Source organism: Halorientalis persicus (genome assembly GCF_900110215.1).
Classification (GTDB): Archaea; Halobacteriota; Halobacteria; order Halobacteriales; family Haloarculaceae; genus Halorientalis; species Halorientalis persica.
The window spans coordinates 39819-59034 of record NZ_FOCX01000014.1 but is presented as its reverse complement, the minus strand read 5'-3'; the positions used below and the strand labels follow the sequence as shown (position 1 = coordinate 59034).

Annotated in this window: 19 protein-coding genes; 11 read left to right on the top strand and 8 right to left on the bottom strand. The window is 66.6% G+C overall.

What is annotated here, in order from left to right; genetic code table 11:
• Nucleotides 1–6 precede the first annotated feature (6 nt).
• Nucleotides 7–1326, bottom strand: a complete 1320-nt coding sequence (locus tag BMX17_RS15045; protein WP_092661523.1) for a glucose-6-phosphate isomerase — start codon at nt 1324–1326, stop codon at nt 7–9.
• A 93-nt stretch (nt 1327–1419) separates the two neighbouring features.
• On the opposite strand from BMX17_RS15045, the gene BMX17_RS15040 reads away from it, so the two are divergent.
• The 5 genes from BMX17_RS15040 to BMX17_RS15020 all read left to right on the top strand — a co-directional run bounded on the left by BMX17_RS15040 (nt 1420) and on the right by BMX17_RS15020 (nt 7152).
• Entirely contained in the window at nt 1420–1980 is a 561-nt protein-coding gene (locus BMX17_RS15040; protein ID WP_092661521.1) for a DUF8056 family protein, read from the top strand.
• 43 nt (nt 1981–2023) lie between these two features.
• The gene (locus tag BMX17_RS15035; RefSeq protein ID WP_092661519.1) at nt 2024–2482 is read left to right on the top strand and encodes a DUF5812 family protein; all 459 of its coding nucleotides are present in this window, start codon (nt 2024–2026) and stop codon (nt 2480–2482) included.
• Nucleotides 2483–2646: 164 nt separating this feature from the next.
• Nucleotides 2647–4383: a histidine kinase N-terminal 7TM domain-containing protein gene (locus tag BMX17_RS15030; protein WP_139203542.1), complete on the top strand. Its 1737-nt coding sequence runs from the start codon at nt 2647–2649 to the stop codon at nt 4381–4383.
• A 245-nt stretch (nt 4384–4628) separates the two neighbouring features.
• The gene (secF, locus tag BMX17_RS15025; RefSeq protein WP_280141399.1) at nt 4629–5504 is read left to right on the top strand and encodes a protein translocase subunit SecF; all 876 of its coding nucleotides are present in this window, start codon (nt 4629–4631) and stop codon (nt 5502–5504) included.
• Between the two features lie 13 nt (nt 5505–5517).
• The gene (locus BMX17_RS15020; RefSeq protein ID WP_092661515.1) at nt 5518–7152 is read left to right on the top strand and encodes a preprotein translocase subunit SecD; all 1635 of its coding nucleotides are present in this window, start codon (nt 5518–5520) and stop codon (nt 7150–7152) included.
• A gap of 204 nt (nt 7153–7356) precedes the next feature.
• Here the strand turns inward: BMX17_RS15020 and rnhB are convergent, their stop codons facing one another.
• The 4 genes from rnhB to BMX17_RS15005 all read right to left on the bottom strand — a co-directional run bounded on the left by rnhB (nt 7357) and on the right by BMX17_RS15005 (nt 10623).
• Complete coding sequence (gene rnhB / locus BMX17_RS15015; RefSeq protein WP_092661513.1) at nt 7357–8001, bottom strand: ribonuclease HII; 645 nt, start codon at nt 7999–8001, stop codon at nt 7357–7359.
• Nucleotides 8002–8129: 128 nt separating this feature from the next.
• Complete coding sequence (locus tag BMX17_RS26185) at nt 8130–8303, bottom strand: hypothetical protein (RefSeq protein ID WP_170845427.1); 174 nt, start codon at nt 8301–8303, stop codon at nt 8130–8132.
• An 87-nt stretch (nt 8304–8390) separates the two neighbouring features.
• Nucleotides 8391–9698 (bottom strand): tRNA pseudouridine(54/55) synthase Pus10, encoded by a 1308-nt coding sequence (locus BMX17_RS15010; protein WP_092661511.1) that lies wholly within the window; start codon nt 9696–9698, stop codon nt 8391–8393.
• 58 nt (nt 9699–9756) lie between these two features.
• A complete protein-coding gene (locus BMX17_RS15005) occupies nt 9757–10623 on the bottom strand; it encodes an esterase/lipase family protein (protein WP_092661509.1) in 867 nt (288 codons plus the stop codon).
• A 244-nt stretch (nt 10624–10867) separates the two neighbouring features.
• Between BMX17_RS15005 and BMX17_RS15000 the strand changes: the two genes are divergently transcribed.
• The 3 genes from BMX17_RS15000 (at nt 10868) to BMX17_RS14990 (ending at nt 14441) form a co-directional block, all read left to right on the top strand.
• The gene (locus BMX17_RS15000; protein WP_092661507.1) at nt 10868–11119 is read left to right on the top strand and encodes a hypothetical protein; all 252 of its coding nucleotides are present in this window, start codon (nt 10868–10870) and stop codon (nt 11117–11119) included.
• A gap of 102 nt (nt 11120–11221) precedes the next feature.
• Nucleotides 11222–12796, top strand: coding sequence for an SLC13 family permease (locus tag BMX17_RS14995; RefSeq protein ID WP_092661505.1), 1575 nt, complete (start codon nt 11222–11224; stop codon nt 12794–12796).
• Nucleotides 12797–12893: 97 nt separating this feature from the next.
• Nucleotides 12894–14441, top strand: a complete 1548-nt coding sequence (locus BMX17_RS14990) for an aldehyde dehydrogenase family protein (protein ID WP_092661503.1) — start codon at nt 12894–12896, stop codon at nt 14439–14441.
• A gap of 19 nt (nt 14442–14460) precedes the next feature.
• On the opposite strand, the gene BMX17_RS14985 is transcribed toward BMX17_RS14990, so the two are convergent.
• The 3 genes from BMX17_RS14985 to BMX17_RS14975 all read right to left on the bottom strand — a co-directional run bounded on the left by BMX17_RS14985 (nt 14461) and on the right by BMX17_RS14975 (nt 15897).
• On the bottom strand, nt 14461–14895 hold the full coding sequence (locus tag BMX17_RS14985) for a type II toxin-antitoxin system VapC family toxin (protein WP_092661501.1): 435 nt from the start codon (nt 14893–14895) through the stop codon (nt 14461–14463).
• Entirely contained in the window at nt 14896–15147 is a 252-nt protein-coding gene (locus BMX17_RS14980; RefSeq protein ID WP_092661499.1) for an AbrB/MazE/SpoVT family DNA-binding domain-containing protein, read from the bottom strand.
• A gap of 96 nt (nt 15148–15243) precedes the next feature.
• Entirely contained in the window at nt 15244–15897 is a 654-nt protein-coding gene (locus BMX17_RS14975) for a helix-turn-helix domain-containing protein (RefSeq protein WP_092661497.1), read from the bottom strand.
• A 166-nt stretch (nt 15898–16063) separates the two neighbouring features.
• Here BMX17_RS14975 and BMX17_RS14970 point away from each other — a divergent pair, with 166 nt between their 5' ends.
• From BMX17_RS14970 to BMX17_RS14960, 3 genes are all read left to right on the top strand, one after another.
• A complete protein-coding gene (locus tag BMX17_RS14970) occupies nt 16064–16996 on the top strand; it encodes a ferritin family protein (RefSeq protein WP_211611353.1) in 933 nt (310 codons plus the stop codon).
• A gap of 283 nt (nt 16997–17279) precedes the next feature.
• A complete protein-coding gene (locus BMX17_RS14965) occupies nt 17280–18089 on the top strand; it encodes an undecaprenyl-diphosphate phosphatase (protein WP_092661495.1) in 810 nt (269 codons plus the stop codon).
• Nucleotides 18090–18311: 222 nt separating this feature from the next.
• Nucleotides 18312–19169, top strand: a complete 858-nt coding sequence (locus tag BMX17_RS14960; protein WP_092661493.1) for a CheF family chemotaxis protein — start codon at nt 18312–18314, stop codon at nt 19167–19169.
• Nucleotides 19170–19216: the final 47 nt, after the last annotated feature.

The window sequence follows — 19216 nt, the reverse complement described above, 5'->3', positions numbered from 1 at the left end:
TCCCGCTCACTCGACGATCAGTTCGGTCTTGTCCGCGACCGCCTCGGCCTCCTCGAACTCGCCGCCGCCCAGCAGGCCACGGGCTGCCCGCTTGCCCCACTCGACGGCTGGCTGGTCGAACGTCGAGACGTTCGCCAACTCGCCGTACAGCACGCAGGCCGCCTCCATCGCGTACAGCAACTCGCCGAGGGCTTCGGCGTCCAGCCGCTCGATCTCGACCCGGACCGAGGGCCGATCCGCGGCCGCGAGGCTGGCCTCGGTCGCCTCGAACTCCGCGTCCAGCAGGTCGCCGAGCGTCGACCCGCCGAGGTAGGACAGCCCCTCGATGTCGGTCTCTGGAATCTCGTGGTCGGCCCGTTCCTGCGGGCGGAGCATGGTCACCACCTTGTCCCGTGGGCCAGCGCGGTAGAGCTGGAGCTGGGAGTGCTGATCGGTCGCGCCGAGCGCCCGCGCGGGCGTCTGGCCCAGTCCGTCCTTTCCGAGGCTCTCGGCCCACAGTTGCGCGAACCACTCGGCGAAAAACTCCAGTCGCTCGGCGTAGGGGACGAAGGCGTTGATGCCGGCCCCGCGCTGGGCCAGCGCGTAACTCACCGCGCCGTAGGCGTAGCCGGGGCAGTCGAACAGCGAGGACGACAGCGAGTCGGCGGCCCGTTGGCCCCCGGCCAGCAGGCCTTCGATGTCGTGGCCCTGGATCGCCGCGGGCACCAACCCGACCGCCGACAGCGCCGAGAAGCGACCCGGCACGCCCGTCGGCACGTCCAGCGCAGGCATATCGTGCCGGTCGGCCAGTTCGCGGAGCGGCCCCGCCTCGCCCGTGGTGACGACGGTCCGCTCGGTCCAGTCGACGCCGGCTTCCTCCATCGCTTCGCGGACGACGAGGAAGTTCGAGAGGGTTTCTGCGGTGGTGCCCGACCGCGAGACGACGTTGACCGCGGTGCGGTCGAGCGGAACCTCGGCCAGAATCTCCCGGACGTGGGCGGGATCGACGTTGTCCAGCACGTACAGCGGCGCGGCGTCGGCCGACGCACCCTCATCGTCCAGTCCGCCCAGTGCCTCCGAGATCGTGGCCGCGCCGAGGGCGCTCCCGCCGATCCCGACAGTCAGGATGGCCTCGGCGTCGGCGACGGGTTCGACGGCGGCCTCGATCGCGGCGGCGTCGGTCCGCTCGGGCAGGTTCAGCGCGGCGTAGCCGAACTCGTCGTCCGCCCGGCCCGCCGCGATGCCATCGTGTGCCCGTGCCACGTCTTCGTCGAGTCGCTCCAGCGCGTCGCGGCTGACCCCCGGATCAGCCACGGCCGCGAGCGCGTTGCCGATGTCGACTTGCATGGTCGTCCGTCCACACCGGGCGCGCAAAACGCTACTGTTCCGGTCGGATGGGAACCGCGTGGCTTTTCGGCGACCGCCGCCTACTCGCCGGCAATGACCGACGCCGGGACCGGTGACGACGAGGCGACGTACCGCGGACTCCTCGGTGCGTTTCCCTACGCGCTCCGATCCAGCGACTCACGGCTGTACCGCTCGTACGTCGTGATCGGCGGGCTGTTGGCACTGCTGACCGCGCTGGCGTTCGCGGTGTCGGTGATGGTACAACTGGGCAACTCCGCCGGGACGCCCGGCGGTGTGTTCACCTTTTCCAGGGCGTTCATCATCTTCGTGGGCGCACTGGTGTTCGCCCCGCTGGTTGCCCCGGTCCTGTACTTCGCCCGTCGTCGCCGGATCCAGGGTGGCGACCTCGACGGCCGGTACGACCTGGCGATGGGCGTCGCGGGCTACGCCTTCATCTTCGCGCTGTACGTCGGACTCGTCATCTCCATCCCGGAGTGCTACAACTTCGGTGATCAGGTGACCTGCCGCGACCCACCCAGTGGCCTGCTGGCTCCCGTCATTCGGGTCCTCTACGCACTGCCCCCGATCGCGGGACTGGTGCCACCGACGCTGGCGGGCCTGGCCATCGCCGTCGTCGATCGAGTGCTCCGCTGATCGACTCGAAACGCGGAAAGCCCGCGAGCCACAAGCGACGCCCATGAAAGACGCCACGTTTCTCGTCACCGCTGCCGACGGCGACTCGGCGGTCCTGCAGGACGTGACCGACAGCCAGGTCCACACCCTGACCACCAACCCCGGCGTCGAGGTCGGGGAGATCCTGACTGCAAGCATCGAGCCCGAACCGCCGATGGAGGTCGCCTGGCAGGTCGTCGAGATCACCGACCAGCGGACGATCCCGGTCGAGCGAAGTCCGGAACCACCGACGAAGCAGGCCAGAGAGATCGCCGCCGATCAGCCCGTCGGGGAGGTCACCCGCCAGGAGCGCGCCGGCGAGGGCGAACTCCACGTCATCACCGTCCCCGAGGGCGAGGCCGCCGACGCGGCCGCGGATGTTCACGACGACGAGGAGACCCTGGCACGCGCGGCGCGCCTCGACGTCGACCGCGTCGAGATCCGTGCCGACGGACAGGCCCTCAGCGTTCGGTATCTCCCCTGACTGGGGGCCGCTGCCGGCCAGGGCAGGCCCGACAGCCGCGTCCGTTCGCCGGCCCTCTCACCTGTACTTAAATATTGCCGGATTCTGACGGCTCTACTCTTATGCAGGTGGATCTAACAGTGGTAACTGAGCCCGAGAAGGGGGCGTAGGGGGTAGTCGAGAACGTGTCTGTATCACCGTACGCGCTAGCGCTCGGCGTGCCCATGGTGCTCGTAGCGGCGTTTCTCGTCGAGACGTGGCGTCGCTGTAGCGGACCTGGGGTCAGAGCCCTGCGGCTCCTGCTGTGGTCCATCGCGCTGTGGGCCGGCGGGAGCGCGTTCGCGCTCATGGCACCGAATAGGGCGACCTGGATCACGATCGAACAGTTCGCCTGGATCGGACGGATCGGCGTCCCGGTGGCCTGGGCCCTGTTCGCGCTGCAGTACACGGGGTACGGCGACCGGGTCACGCGCCGGTCGGTCGCACTTCTGGCCCTGCCGGCGGCGGTCATGCTCGTGCTGGTCTGGACGAACCCGCTCCACGAACTGGTCTGGTCGGAGGTCCGGATGGTGTACACCCAGGGTGTCACTGTCGGCGTCCAGGCGCATGGCCCGGTGTTCTGGGGATTCCTCGCGTACGCGTACACACTCGTGCTGGCCGGAATCGTCCTCGTCATGCGCCTGGTGTTCACCGTCGATCACCTGTTCGTCGACCAGGGGGTCGCGCTCCTGCTCGGCGTCTCCGCCCCGCTTTTCGCCAACGTCGCCTCCGTTACCGGGGCCGTCCCGATCCCCGGGCTGGACATGACGCCGTATATGTTCACGATCAGCGGTATCACCTACGGCTACGCGTTCTACCGGTCCGACCTGCTGGATCGCGTCCCGGCGACCCGCCAGATCGGCCGCACCGCCGTCGTCCGGAATATGCGTGACGGCGTGATCGTCGTCGACGAGGACGACGTGGTCGTCGACGTGAACCCGCTCGCCCAACAGCAGTTCGACCTCTCGAAAGACGAGGTCGTCGGCCGCTCGGTCCGGGCCGTCTTCGACGATCCGGAGTTCGAGTTGCCGGTCGGGGAAGGGACCGTCGTCTGGTCGTCGGACGGTCCCTTCGAGTACGAGGTGAAGGTCTCGACACTGACCGACCAGCACGGCCGACAGCTCGGTCGGATTCTGGTCTTGCGGGACATCACCGACCGGACCAACCGCCGCCAGCAGTTGCAGGTCCTCAACCGGGTCCTCCGGCACAACTTCCGCAACGACATGAACGTCATCGACGTGTGTGCGACCCAACTCGTCGACCGCCTCGACGGGGAGGACGCGGAACTGGCCGACCGCGTCCGGTCGGTCGCCCGCGACCTGAGCGAGACCGGTACCAAGGCCCGCGAGATCGAGCGGATCATGTCCCGCCGGCACAACGATCCCCAGCCGATCGATCTCCCGTCGCTGGTGACCCGGCAACTCGACACGCTCCGCCACGAGTACCCCGCGGCCGAGATCGAGGCCGACCTACCCGAGGAACTGGAGATTCGCTCGACCGGCATCCTCGAATCGGTCCTGCAGAACGTCCTCGAGAACGCCGTCGTCCACAACGACAGTCAACAGCCCCACGTCTGGGTCCGTATCGAGGCCGACGACGGCCAGGTCGAAATTTCGGTGGCCGACGACGGCCCCGGCATCCCGCGACAGGAACGGGAGGTGCTGGTCAAGGGCACCGAGACACCCCTGGAACACGGGAGCGGGCTCGGGCTCTGGCTGGTCAACTGGGGTGTGACGATGCTCGGCGGCGAGATCGAGTTCCGCGACCGGGTGGCCTTCGGCCGGGACGAAGACGTGAGCGGGAGCGTCGTCACCATCTCGATCCCGCGCCAGGGGCCGACCGTCCACACCACCTCGGGTCGCCCACCCGTCGATGCCGATTGACTCACTCCGTTCGCCAATCGAACCCGCGCTCGCTTCACTCGCGCGGACGCCGACTGACGCACTTCGGCGTCAGTCGAGCCCTGTCTCGCTTCGCTCACCAGTCGAGCCCGAGCCGATAGCCATCGCTGTCTGCCTGACTGGGTGGGAACGACAGCCGAGATAAGAAGGCTTATTCAATGTTGTTGCACACGGTGGCGTATGGTGGAGTTCGAGGTACCGGGAGTCGGAAACGGGGGATGGTCCGGATGAGTGCGATGACCGACCTCCCGGACCGGTTCCCCGACGTCGACTACACGCGGTACACGAACAGACAACTCGCGGCGGTGCCGCTCGCCGTCCTCGCGGTCGCGCTGGCGATCCTGGCCGCCTGGTACGTCATGACCGGCACACCGGTGGCACTCGGGATCGAGTTCACCGGCGGGACCGAAGCACAGATTCAGACCAGCGCCTCCCAGAGCGAGATCGAACAGAGCCTCAGCGGGCTCGATCCGACGATCCAGCCGGTGCAGGTCAGCGGGGGCACCCAGGAGTACATCGTCACGACCCAGCAGACCGACGGCGTGCGGGGAGCGATAGAGAGCCAGGGGTACGAGATCTCCTCGTTCAGCGAGACGTCGGCCAGCTTCGGGTCCGACTCGGTGCGACTCACACTGATCGGCCTCGCCGTGGCCTTCGTAGGGATGAGCATCCTGATCTTCCTGCTGTTCCGGTCGTTCGTCCCGTCGATCGCGATCGTCATCTCGGCGTTTTCCGACCTCGTGATCCCGCTAGCGCTGATGAACGTCTTCGGCATCAAGCTCTCGCTGGGGACGGTCGCGGCACTGCTCATGCTGATCGGTTACAGCGTCGACTCCGACGTACTGTTGAACAACCACATCCTGCGGCGTCGCGGGGACTTCTACGAGTCGGCCTACCGGGCGATGCGGACCGGGGTGACGATGACGCTCACCTCGATCGCCGCGATGAGCGTGATGTCTATCGCGGCGTTCCTGCTCGCGATCCCGCTCTTGCCCCAGATCGGACTCGTCCTCGTGATGGGGCTGTCCGCGGACCTGATGAACACCTACATGTTGAACCTTAGCCTGCTTCGCTGGTACAAGTACGAGGGGGTCACACGATGACGGAGGTGGACCAATGAACCTTCGAGAGAACTGGCGGATCGTCCTGCTCGTCCTGTTCACGCTCGCGAGCGCCGCCCTCCTGTTCGGTCCCTACGTGGCCGCACAGGCGACCGGCGGTGGCGACGCCAAACCGGTTAGTCTGGACTACGGGCTACAACTGTCCGGTGGCACGCAGATTCGCGCGCCGCTGATCGGGATGACTGCCGAGGACGTCCAGTTCACGCAGAACACGAGCTTCCCGGAGAAACGCCAGGCGATCGCCGAAGAGCTCGATCTCGAACCGAGCCAGGTACGGTTGAGTGCCGGCGGACGGCAGGCCCAGGGCCAGGCACAGACCCAGGGCCAGCGTGGCGGGACCATCGAGGTATTCTCGAAGAACGTCACGCGGGCGGAGTTCGCCACGGCGCTCGGGAACAACGGGTTCGACGTATCTCAGGACCAGATCAGGAACGGCGTCACGGCCCAGACCAGAGACACGGTCGTCAACGTCCTCACCGATAAGATCAACGAGGGCGGTATCTCCGGCGGGAACGTCAAGACCGCCGCGGCGGGTGACGAGTATTTCATCGTCGTCGAGGTTCCCAACGCCGGCGAACAGGAGGTCAGGGACCTGATCTCCGGGACCGGTCGCGTCCAGATCGTCGCTCGCTACCCCGTCTCGGAGAACGGGACGACGGTCTACCGCGAGACGCCGCTGCTGAACAACAGCGACTTCACGGACATCGGGGCGGCTCAGCAGGCCGATCCCCAGAGCGGGATCAACCAGCCCCACGTCCCGGTGTCGGTCCGACAAGACGGAGCGGCCGAGCGATACTCACAGCGGCTTCAGGAGTTCGGCTTCACCGCCGAAGGGATCGGGAGCTGTCCGCCCAACGCGGACCGGAACCCGGACAACGCGAGCGGGTACTGTCTGTACACGGTCCAGAACGGACAGGTCGTCTACGCGGCCTCGATGAGCCGGGACCTCGCCAACACGATGAACAACGGCGACTTCGCCCAGAGCCCCTCGTTCGTGATGACGACGACGAACATCAGCGAGGCCCAGCAGCTGGCGGTCAACCTCCGTGCGGGCTCGATCCCGACGGAGATGAACTTCACCGCGGGCACCACCTACACGCTCTTGCCTTCGGTCGCCGAGCGATTCAAGCTGTTCTCGCTGCTTGCGGGACTCGTCGCGTATCTCGCGGTCAGCGTGGTCGTGTTCATCCGGTACGGGAGTCCGCGGGTCGCCGTGCCGATGCTGGCGACGGCCGCCGCAGAGGTGTTCCTGTTGCTCGGCTTTGCCTCCGCGATCGGGTTGGCGCTGGACCTCTCGCACATCGCCGGGTTCATCGCCGTGATCGGAACGGGGGTGGACGACCTGATCATCATCGCCGACGAGATCTTACAGGAGGGGAAAGTCGCTACCGGCAAGGTGTTCCAGAGCCGCTTCAAGAAGGCGTTCTGGGTCATCGGTGCCGCGGCGGCCACCACCATCATCGCGATGAGTCCGCTGACGGTCCTGTCGCTCGGTGACCTCACCGGGTTCGCGATCGTCACGATCGTCGGCGTCCTCCTGGGTGTGCTCGTCACGCGTCCGGCCTACGGTGACATCCTCCGGAACCTGATGCTCTCCGAGGAAGAGCGGGACCGCTACACCGAACAGTAGCGGTCTCGGCGTCCGCTCACGTCGACGGTATTTTCACGCGTTGAAAACGCTCCTGTACTTTTGTAGTCATGTAGTCCGTAGACTCGGGCGCAGTCACCCCACACTGCGATGCGCTTGCGACTCCCCCAACACCCCCACCCCACCCACAATCCCTGTCCCCTCTCTTTGCGCCTGGCGGCCCACTGAGCTGTCGGCGGCCGCTGCTCAAAACTCCGAGAGCGCCGACTGTTCAGCGGCCGCCAGCACGTCCTGGCTCGTCGACCACGAGCGCCGCGCACACGCCGGGAGATCGCCGTGCTCGGCCACGTACTCTCTGAGAAAGGCTCTCGTCGCCGGGTCGCTCGGGTAGCCACTCCCCACGTCGGTGTCGGGGTACTCGGCCCCCAGGTCGGCGACGTGTGCGTCCCGGGCGACTTTCGCGACGACGCTCGCGGCCCCGACCAGCGCGTACGTCTCGTCGGCCCCGTGTTCGGCGGTGATCGACACGTCGGCTGCGACCCGGTCGGCGACGCGACGACCGAAGCGTCCGGCGTCCGTGTCCCCCGCGTCGACGACCCCGTCGTCGCCGTCGTCGGCCACGCCGTCGAGCGCCGCGGCCTGTGCGGCGACCGTCAGCGTGTTCATGTCGGTCTCCGGGTCGTCGATGCGGTCGGGCGGAAGCTCCGCGACGGCCACGCCGATCCGGTCGTCGCCGCGCAACCGCTCGGCCAGTTCCTCGCGGCGGGCCGGCGCGAGGTTCTTCGAGTCGTCGATCCCTTCGGGGAGCGCGGCCGGCTCGGCCCGCACGGCCGCGGCGAACATCGACCCCAGGACCGGGCCCTTGCCGGCCTCGTCGACGCCGAACTGCATGGCTACGGCGTCGGATGACGCGGATAAAAAGGGTGGGGTCGGCGACGCATCCCGTGGGTGTGTCGCACGGCTCCCGGCTCCACCGTCACCGCTCGCGAGTTCGGCGCGACACACTACGCTCGTCGTGCCTAGTCGTCCAGTTCGGCCTGCCCCAACTCGGGTTCGTCCAGTTCCGGCTCCGAGATCTCGTGTTCGTCGATCTCGGGCTCGGCGATGTCGACTTCCGGGGGCTCCCCGTCGTCGGTCTCGGCCGTGCGGAGTTCCTTCCGCCAGTCGACGTGATTATCGATGCCGTGGCACATGGTATCTCACCTCACGAAAAACGAGGGGCTGTGGACGGAAAATCGTTGTGACGATACGGTAGCAGGTCAACAACCGACGGCCAGCACTTACTCCACGTCGTCGGTCTCGCCGTGCCGGAAGAACTCGTCGCGGGCGAACGGTTCGTCCTCGCCTTCCACGTCGATCACGTCGAGAGCGGTGACGACCGCGCCGGTATCCAGCAGGCCGGCGAGGCTGGGCTCGGTGCGGCCCTCGTCGCCGCTGACGAGTTCCTTGACGTAGAGGCCGCCTTCGCCGTTGATCTCCAGTTCGGCCTCGGTCTCGCCGGTCAGTTCACCGTCGATGTCGTACACCTCCCGGGTCCGGGTCACGTCCGCGCGCCGGTGGGTGACGCGCTGGGGCGTGTCCTGGTAGATGGTCGCGCCGTCGAGTTCCGCCAGCGCGTCCGCGAGCTCGTCCTCGCTCACGGGGTCGTCGAAGGCCACGTCCATCCGGTAGGTCTTGTTCGCGTCGAGTTCCTTGACGCGCTCGACCATGTCGTGGGTCGCGAGCCTGAGTCCCTCGACCTCGACCTTGCCGTCGGCGAACTCGTTGACCTCGGCTTCCAGTTCGGCGGGGTCCACGTCGCGCGACCGTGGTTCCTTGATCTCGATGACGAACGGGCGGCCCGATTCGAGCATCAGCGCGTCCACGTCTTCGCGGCCCGCGCCGTGGAAGACGGCCTCCTCGCCGTCCATCGCGTCCAGCACGACAGGTGCGGTGAGTTGTTCGACGCTCTCGTCGTAGCGGTAGCCCGAGCCGCCACACCCCTCGCAGGTGTCGCCGCGTTTCAGTCCCGTCCCGCCGCAGTCGTTGCAGGGCCACTTGGTCTGGGGGATGTCACGCTTCAGTTTCCGGTAGCGGCCGTAGACGAACGCGGAGTTGACCTGCACCTCCAGTTCGTCGGTCGCCAGGTCCAGCAGGACCAGCACGTCCGGCCGCTGGAAGTCGACCTCGGTGTCGGTCTCGGCACCCAGTCGCTTGCCCACTTCGCGGTTGATCTCGCTTTTGAGCTGTTCGCCTGCGTCGGGGTCGAGCCCGACTTCCTCGCGGAGGAGGCGGTCGTTCTCCTCCAGCAGGGGTGGGACTTTCGTCCCCGTCTGGTAGGTGGCGAAGTCGTAGGGGCCAACGGCGTGGACGGCGCGGTCGGCCCACTCTTCGTAGCGGTCGCTCTCGCCTTCACAGACCCAGCAGGGGTCGTCGGGTTCGAGGTCGCCGACCGGCTCGTCGTCTTCCAGGGCGACGGCGACGCGTAGCGACCGGCCGCGCTCGCGGTTGGTCAGTCCGAAGCTCCGGTCGGCCACCAGCCGCCCGAGACAGGCGTCACAGAGCGGGCCGGAATCCAGCGCCCGGCGGGCGGTCGAAAGGACTGTCATTGTCGACCGGAGGTGGGGCGCGCCTAATTCCCTTTCCTTTCTCGGGAGCGACCGCCGATCAGGACCGTAACGTGGTCTTCAGGTTGTACGGTTTCTCGCCGGTGAGCCACTCGTAGGTGCGCTCCATGCTGGTCAGACTCGCCCGGACGCCGTCGTGGTCGGTCCGCAGGAGGACGTTCGCTGCCCCCTCCAGAGCGGGGCTGTCCTCGCAGTTCCAGAACAGCGGGTCGTCGGTCCCGCGGATGGTGTAGTAGTCCACGTCTCCGGGCGTCTCGTTCTCGTTGAGCGCCGCGAGCGGGTGGTCGTCGACGGCGTCGTAGTCACGGCGCAGAAAGTCGCTCATCTTGTAGGTGCCGCCGGTGAGGCCGGCGGAGGCAGCGTAGGAGTTCAGGACCGACCCGTGGTTCGCACCGGCCATGAACACGCAGGTGTCGACCCAGTCGTAGCGATCCTCGCGAAGGAGCCAGTACCGGGCACCGGTCACGCCGAGGCTGTGGGCGACGACCGAGACCTGCTCACTGCCGGTGTAGGCCCGGACCTCGGCCACGAAGTCGTCGAGTTGGTCGGCCATGCGTGCGTGACTCGGGCTGCCGGATCCGAAGGTGATCGCCCAGAGGTCGTCCCCGGAGAACGCGCGGTTCAGGCAGAACTCGGCGTGGGCGTCCCAGTCGCAGGCGTCGCGCTGGTTCCCGTGGACGAACACGACCGGCGTCTCCGACGAGCCGGCCGCCGTTTCGTGATACTCGTGGCCACCCCAGCCGCCGTACTCGCTGGTCGACCACGGTAATCGGTGCGATGCGGTGCGTTCGTGTCGGCAGTCGACTCGGCATCCCCCATTGCGACGACAGCGTCGCAGTCCGGCGAGGTTCGAGGTCAACTGCTGGAAGACGGGTCGCGACCGACCCGACCCCCTGTCGACGGACATACCTGCGTAGTGTGAACGTGTGGCATATATATCTGTCTCCTTACAACGCTTTTCGAACGGCGAAACAAACGTCTGACTGGTAGCTGGGTCGCCGGTCTGGTTACCACGTGTCGAAGAAGCTCCTGTTTCGATTACCAGTCGAAAATTCTCCCGGGGCGACACGCGCTCGGCCGTGTGGCCGCACGGACGGGTCGTCGTCGCGGGTGCCAACGCTTTTAACGGCGATTCCGGTTAGTTGGACGTGATGGCACCGGTCGAGGACCGGTCGGTCGACGTGGACGAGATCTCCCCCGACGCGTGGCGGTTGCTCCGGACGGCCGCCGGCTACGAACAACGGGGCGTCGAACGCGAGGTCGACGACCTCATGCAGGCCCACGTCTCGATGCTCGAGAGCGGCAGTCGCGGCCTCTCCCCGTCACGCCGGCGCGCTCTGCTCGACCTCTACGCCGCGGAACTCACCGACGAACAGATTCGGGCGCTCGTCGACCACTTCTGACGCCCGACCGGCGTCGCGATCCACCCGCTCCGTGCGGTGTGGTATCGTCTCTATTACAGAAGGAAACTGGTAAATGTCGCCACTATCGAGAACCGTGTATCAATGATACAGCTCGGTAACGGGACGAACGGGCGCAAACTGGCCGTCTTCGTCGTGGCGCTGGTGGGGACGACGATTATCGCGTTCGGGCTCGACCCGTCGGGGCTCTCGACGAAGGGACAGTACGCCATCGCGACGATGTTTTTCGCCGCCGTGCTGTGGGTGACCGGCGTGGTGCCGCTGGCGGTGACGGCGCTGTCGATTCCGGTCCTGTTGACGGCGCTCGGCGTGTACAACGACATGGACCCGGCGCTGTCGGGCTTCGCCGACCACCTGATCTTCCTCTTTATCGCGGGCTTCATGATCGCGAACGCGCTCCAGAAGTACAACATCGACCGGCGGATCGCGCTGTGGATCATGAGCCGGATGGGGTCCTCGCCGCGGCGACTCATCCTCGCGATCATGCTCGCGACCGCGTTCCTCTCGATGTGGGTGTCTAACACCGCGACGACGGCGATGATGACGCCCATCGCGCTGGGCGTGCTCGCGCAGGTCATCGGTCGGGATCAGCTCAAAGAGGAGACGGCCGACAGCGAGACCTTCTCGAATATGCAGATCGCGACCCTGCTGGGGACGGCCTACGCCGCCAGCGTCGGCGGCGTCGGCACGCTGATCGGGACGCCGCCCAACGCGGTGCTGGCGACCCAGCTCAACGCCATCCTGGGCTACGAGATCGGCTTCGTCGACTGGCTGCTCATCGGCCTTCCCATCGTCGTCGTCACGCTCCCGCTGATCTGGTATCTGCTCACCTTCCGGCTGTATCCGCCCGAGATCGAGGACGTGAGCGACGCGCGCCAGCAGGCCCGGGAGTACCTGCGAGAGGAGGGGCCGCTGTCGCCGCGGGGCCGTCGGGTCGCGTACATCTTCGCCGCGACGGCGATCCTGTGGATCGTCGGCGGCCTCGACGTGTTCGTCCAGCGACTGGGCGTCCTGCCGACGCCGTGGTTCAACACTCTCTTTGGCACCGACGAGGGTGCGACGGTGCTCGGCGTCGCCGGCCACCAGGGGCTGCTCTACTACGTCATGGTCGGGATGTACGCCATCCCCGCGCTGGTGCTGGCCGACACCGTCGAGTGGGAGGACATCGTCGACATCGACTGGGGCACCATCCTGCTCTTTGGCGGCGGGATCGCACTGGCCGACGCCCTGGCGACGACTGGCGCGACCGAGTGGCTCGCCCAGACCATCTTCGGGTCGCTGACCGGCGCGCCCATCGTCCTCGTGGTCGGGGCGGTCGTCCTCGTGGTCGTCTTGCTCACCGAGATGACCTCGAACACGGCCACCTCGACCATCATCATCCCCATCCTCATCGGGATCGGCGGCGTCTTCGCTACGACGCTGGGACTCACCGAGGTCGCGGCCGCGGTCTTTCTGGCGGTCAGCGGCGCGATCGCGGCCAGCTTCGCCTTCGCCCTGCCGGTCGCCACCCCGCCCAACGCCATCGTCTTCGGGAGCGGCCACCTCAAACAGCGCCACATGATGCGGGCCGGCATGGTCCTGAACGTCCTGATGACGCTCGTGCTCACGGGCCTGATCTGGTTGCTCTTCCAGTTCGTCTGGCCCAGCCTGCTCTGGTGACGGACCGGACGGAGCCCGTTCGTATCCACTCCTGACTTAAACGGACGAACAACTGAGGCAGTACTCGTTTTTACCGGTCCGGTGAACGACGCAAGGAATGCAGCGCGAGTACTTCGATTCCGATCAGGTGGACGTGGGGGATTCGGTCGCCGAGAAACACGAGCAGGTCGCCAGTGAGGCGGTGGGTGACGAGGAGTACGGGATGCTCATCGGCGGCGAGTGGGTCGAGTCCGACAGCGGCGAGACGGTCGAGTCGGTCGACGCCACGACAGGCCAGCAGTTGGCGCGGTTCCAGAAAGGGACACCCGCGGACGTGGACCGTGCCGTCGAGGCCGCCCAGGCGGGCTTCGAGAAGTGGTCGGTCATGTCGCCACAGCAGCGCTCGAACAAACTGCTGGAAGTCGCCGACCGGCTGGAGGACCGCCGGTCGGAGATCGCCCGGCTCGACTCGCTGGAGGTGGGGAAGGCCAACCAGCACTCGATGTTCGTCGATCTCGAGGTCGCCATCGAGCAGTTCCGGTACTTCGCCAGCCTCGCCCGCACCGCCGACGAGGGTCGCCGGCCGCCGGCTAGCCCCGACCGGCTGACCTACACGCAGAACGAGCCCTACGGCGTCGTCGGGCTCATCAGCGCCTGGAACTTCCCGGCGATGTTCGTCGCCTGGAAGATGGCCCCCGCGCTGGCCGCGGGCAACGCCGTGGTGTTCAAGCCCTCCTCGCGGGCCTCCCTCTCCACGCTGGAGATGGCCCGCACGATCCAGGAGGTCCTCCCCGACGGTGCCGTCAACGTCGTCACCGGCGCTGGCAGCGAGGTCGGGAACGCACTGACCGGCCACGCCGGCGTCGGCAAGGTCGCCCTGACGGGGTCGACCGCGGCGGGCCAGTACACGATGCAGAACGCCGCCGAGAACATTACCCCGGTGTCGCTGGAACTCGGTGGGAAGAGCCCGAACATCGTCTTCCCCGACGCCGACATCGAGAAGGCCGTCCAGGGGAGCATCATCGCCTCCTGGTTCAACGTCGGCCAGCAGTGTACCATGGGCTCGCGTATGTTCCTCCACGAGGACATCTACGACGAGTTCCTGGAGGCCTTCGTCGAGGCCACCGACGACCTCCAGATCGGCGACCCGCTCGATCCCCGGACCGACGTGGGCCCGCTCATCGACCACGACCACCTCGACGACGTGCGCTCGTACGTCGACACCGCGCTGGAAGAAGGCGCGACGCTGGCATACGGCGGCGAACAGCCCGCCGACGCCGACCTCGACGGCGCACCCTTCTACAAGCCGACCATCCTCACGGACATCGACAACGGAGACACCATCGCCTGCGAGGAAGTGTTCGGTCCCGTCCTCTCGGTCCTGGAGTGGTCGGACTACGACCAGATGATGGCCGAGGCCAACGACACCATCTACGGGCTGGCGTCGGGCGTCTGGACGACCGATCTGGAGAACGCGAAACAGGCCGCCGACGACCTGGAAGCCGGAACGGTCTGGGTCAACACCTACAACGATATGTTCGAGCCCAGTCCCTACGGCGGGTACAAGCAGTCCGGCATCGGCCGCGAACTCGACGAGTCGACGCTCGAGGACTACACCCAGCAGAAGTCGGTGACGATGAACTTCGGCGGCCTGCCGGATATGTAAGCGCCGTCGGAGCGCTGACTCACCCAGGCGAATAAGGATCGGTCGGCGTGTCGAGCCGATACACGTCCGCGGCGGCGTCGAAGTCGTCGTCGAACGCGTAGAGATAGCCGAGTCCCTCGGCCTGCATGTACGCGACGATGCAGGCATCGACCAACGAGAACTGCTCGTACTGCCGGAAGAGTGCTTTCGCCGTGGCGAACGCGTCCGCGGTCAGGGAGTCGACGTGGAACCGCGCGTTCTCCTCGATTCTATCGAGGAAGTCGACCGCGGCGTCGTGGCCAGCCCGCGTCGTCAACCCGTTCAGTGTCTCCGCGAGTACATAATCGAGAACCACAGCTTCCGGCAGGTCGGCGGCGTCGATCCCCTGCAGAATCGGAACGGCATCGTCGTGTGCACCGTCGCGCCGGTACGCCGCCGCGAAGAGGACAGTCGTATCGACGAGTGTGCGGGGCATCTACTCGCCGTCGACGCCCCACGCGTCGTGGTCGGTCGTGACTGTGGTCTCCCGGTCACCGTCGTAGCCGTCGAAGTCGCTGAACGTGCCACCCCGTTGTTGGACGACCTGAACGCGAAGTGTCCCGTCGTCCTCGATGTACCAGCGGAGCTTGTCGCCGTCGTCGATATCGAGCTCCCGCCGGATGCGAGCCGGGATGTTCGCCTGGTTCCCCGAGACTTTGCTCTCGGAATCGGGGCTCTCACTACTCATAGCAGGGAGTACGACGGCGTCCGACATAAATGGTAGTGTGGACGCACACTACCCCGCAGATTTGCCTTCGGAGGCCTCCTCGTGGCGAAACGATCCTCATCCCGGCAGAATCTCGGTGAGCACCCGCGATTCGATCTTCCGGAGGTGTTCGCCGACGGTCACGGGGGCCAGATCCAGTTCGGCGGCGATGTCCTCGTAGGTGGCATCGCGGGGGACGTCGTAATAGCCCAACTCGGCCGCCGTGAGCAGGATCTCCTGCTGGCGGTCGGTGAGCATCGAAAACAGCTGGCGGTCGTCGGGGTGGTACTCGCGCATCGCCTCCAGTTCCACGTCGACGCTGTCGGGGACGACCGCGAGCGCTTCGGTGATCGTCTCCTGATCGCCCATGCCGGTGATCCGGAGGCCGCCGTCGGGCAGACACTCCACGGGCGTGTCGACGACGATGCTGTACTCCTGCATCGCACGGAACAGCGCGTCGACGAGTTCGTTGGGCTCGAAGTGGATGTAGGCGTGGAGCTTCGACCCCTCGCGGGAGACGCTGTACTCCAGCACGTCCTCGTGCCCGTCCATCAGGTCCCGCGCGCGGTCGAGGGGGCCCCGGGCCTCGTAGAGGAAGACGATGGTGCCGTCGTCGAGCTGGTTGAGGTGGTGGATCGCGACCCGCTGGAGGTCCGGATCGTCGACGATCGCCTGCTCGGCCTGGTGGAAGCCCTCCCGGTCCGGCCGCAACACCATCTCCACGTAACGCATGACCTCCGATAACGGCCGATCCCATATGGGTGCGACGGTTCTCTCGGCTGGCGAGTCCCGGCCCACCTGACCCCCGATCGGGGCCCGTGCTATTGGGGTGGTATAAATGACCCACTGATGATTTGCACCACGGATAGGGGACTCGTCCCGAACAGTTGGGTGTACGATGACACAGGTAGAGGACGACAGCCGCGAGATGCGGCTCGATCCGGACTCGTTCGCCCAGGGGTACTTCAAAAACGCCGTCTACCGGCACTGGGACCCCTACGAGATCGAGGGGCTCGAAGAGGACAAACAGAAGATGATCGAGTACGGCCCGGAAAAAGCCGAATTCGACGAACTCCGGACCGCCATCGCTCGCTTCGGCGCGGGCGAGGAGGCCGTCACGGAGGACCTGATGCCGCTGGCGATGGTCCTGGAGGACATCAACGACCAGATGTTCCTCTCCAGCCAGATCTACGAGGAGGCCAAGCACACGCAGTTTTTCGACCGCTACTGGCGTGAGGTCATCAACCCCGTCGCCGAGGAGCTGGGCTACGAGGTCACCAACCCGACCGACCAGCGCTATTTCAACGACGACTACATCGCGCTGTTCGACAAGACCGAAGAAGCGATGGAGCGCCTGCTGACCGACGACACCCCCGAGAACCGCGTCCGGGCGTACTGTCACTACCACCTCGTGGTCGAATCCGTCCTCGCTCAGACCGGCTACTACGGCTTCCAGTCGGCCTTCTCCGACCAGGGTTCCGACGAGGTCACCGAGGAGGACTTCCCCAACTCGGAGGGGCTGGTCGAGGGCATCGCCAAGGTCCGCTCGGACGAGGGCCGTCACGTCGGCTTCGGGATGAACAAGGTCCGTGGCTACGTCCAGTCCGGCGAAGTCAGCGAGGACGTGGTGCAGGAGACGCTCCAGAGCCTGATGCCCCACGTCGCGGGCACCTTCAGCGACCTGACCGAGAGCCTGAACCCCGCGCCGCTGGTGGCTTACTCCCGGGACAAACTCACCCGCAGGATCGAGATCATCACCGACGCCGACGCCGAGGTCCCCGACGTTCACGAACTCGTCGACATGGACGAGAGCGCCGCGGCGGCAGACTGATTCACCCCGTTCCCGACACCCCGATTGCGAATCCCGACTGCACGCTCCCAACACCACAGCGCGACTCCCCCAACTGCGCGCGACCCGAGTCCCGCTCCCCACATTTCGGGACTCGTTCCCCACACTCCGGGACCCGTTCCCCACATTTCGGGACCCACTCACTCTCGTTCGGGCCCGCGCCCCCTCGCGGGTCCACTCTTTTCCGGCGACGCGACGATCGGCCAGGTCGCGGTCGCCGCCACAGTATCGAACCATATTTGCCGCGTGACGCCGGCCCCGGTGTATGGACGAGCAGTTGCTCGCCGTGATCGTCGGGGTCGTCCAGGGCGTGCTGGAGTGGTTACCGGTCTCCAGCGAGGGGACGGTCGCGCTGGTGTTGAACCTGCTCGGGAACGCCGATCCGGGGGCGGCGGTCCAATTCGCGCTCTTTCTCCACGCCGGGACGGCGCTGGCGGCGACGGTCTACTACCGCGACGAGATCGGGGACGTGCTGTGGACACTGCCCGACCTCTCGGCGGACGATCCGTTCGGCGAGGGAACCGCCGACGTGTCCTTCCTGATCGTGGCCACGCTGTCCTCGATGGTCGTCGGGCTGGCCGCCTACACCGCGCTCGAAGCGCTGGTGTCGGAGCTGGCCGGCGGCGCGTTCGTGGCGCTGATCGGCGGCCTGCTGGTCGTGACGGGCATCGTCCAGAAGGTCGCCGAGTCCCGGGGTGGCATCGACCGCCGGACCGAACCGGACCTCGTCGACGCGCTGGCGGTCGGCGTCCTGCAGGGACTGGCGATCCTCCCCGGCGTCTCTCGGTCGGGAACGACCGTCAGCGCGCTCCTCCTGCGGGGTCACGAGGGCGTCGAGTCCCTCCGGCTCTCCTTCCTGCTCGCCATCCCCGCGTCGCTCGGTGCGGGACTCCTCTCTTTCGAGGGGCTCGGGATGGCACCGACCGCGGCGGTGACGGCGCTCGCGGTGAGCGCCGTCGTCGGCTACCTCACCGTGGGCGCGCTGGTGGCGCTGGTCCGCCGGGTCGCCTTCTGGGGCGTCTGTGTCGGTTTCGGGACGCTGGCCCTGGTCGGCGGTGGCCTCCTGTTGCTTTGATCGACCACCGTTTCCAGTCGTAATCGCTCGTGCACTCGCCAGTCCGTACAACTTCTGAGAACGACCCGACAACGTTTATCTTTCAGAGCGGGGTAGGTACCGACGAGTTCGACCAGTTCGGCGGGGTCGGTGGTCGAGTCACTCGACGGCCGCTCCCGGCCGGTGGTCACGTCAGGCACGCATGGACCGGAAACAGGACACGCGTCGGCACGGTGGTCGTCCATGAGCGACGCCGAGCAGAAGCTGCTGGACGCGCAAGGGGATTTCCTGTATGCCGTCCGGGGCGGCGAGGTCGACGAGGGTGCCGACTGGCAGTCCTGCCGGCTGATCGTGACGAACAAGCGGCTGGTGCTGGCGACCAGCGGGAACAAACAGACGGTGCCGCTGGCGAAGCTCTCGCTGGTCGACGATCCACCCGAGATCGAGGCGACCGAACACGTCTCCAGTTTCACCGCCGTCCGGGTTGGGAGCGCGGTCATCTTCCTGACGCTACCCGACGCCCAGTTAGAGGAGACGATCTGTCGGGCACTGCTGCACGACGAGATCCTCCTGGTCAAACACCCGGCCGTCGAAGGTGGCGTCGTCCAGGACACCGAGTGGGAGAAAGCGAAGTTCCGCTACGTCGACGAGCGGATCAAGATGGCCCTCTCGGACGGCCGGGTCGCCATCGACATGGACAACGTCGGGACGATCGACACGAGCCAGTCGACGGTTCGGGGGGCCGACCGCACCGTGATCTCCGTCGAACACACCGAGAACGACATCAGCGTCGAGACCCATCTGACGGGGACCGAACGCCACACGCGGGCGCTGTCCTCGCTGTTTACGAGCGCCGTCGAGCGCAACGAGGGCGACGTCGGCGAACTCGACGACATGGAGAGTCAGGTTCTGATGGCGTTGTATTCGGGCGTCTCGCCGTTCGAAATGTCGGACTTCGTCGGCATTCCGCCCGACGAGGTCGAAGAGATCTACCAGCGCTTGCTGGAGATGGGCGCGGTCGACGAGGTCCGCGTTCGGACGGAAGTCGCACTGAACGCACGTGGGAGAAATCTGGCCAGCGATGCCATGAGTGACGAGTAGTCGATCGCTACTCTCGGTGATATTACCGTAATACGGCGACTAACGGC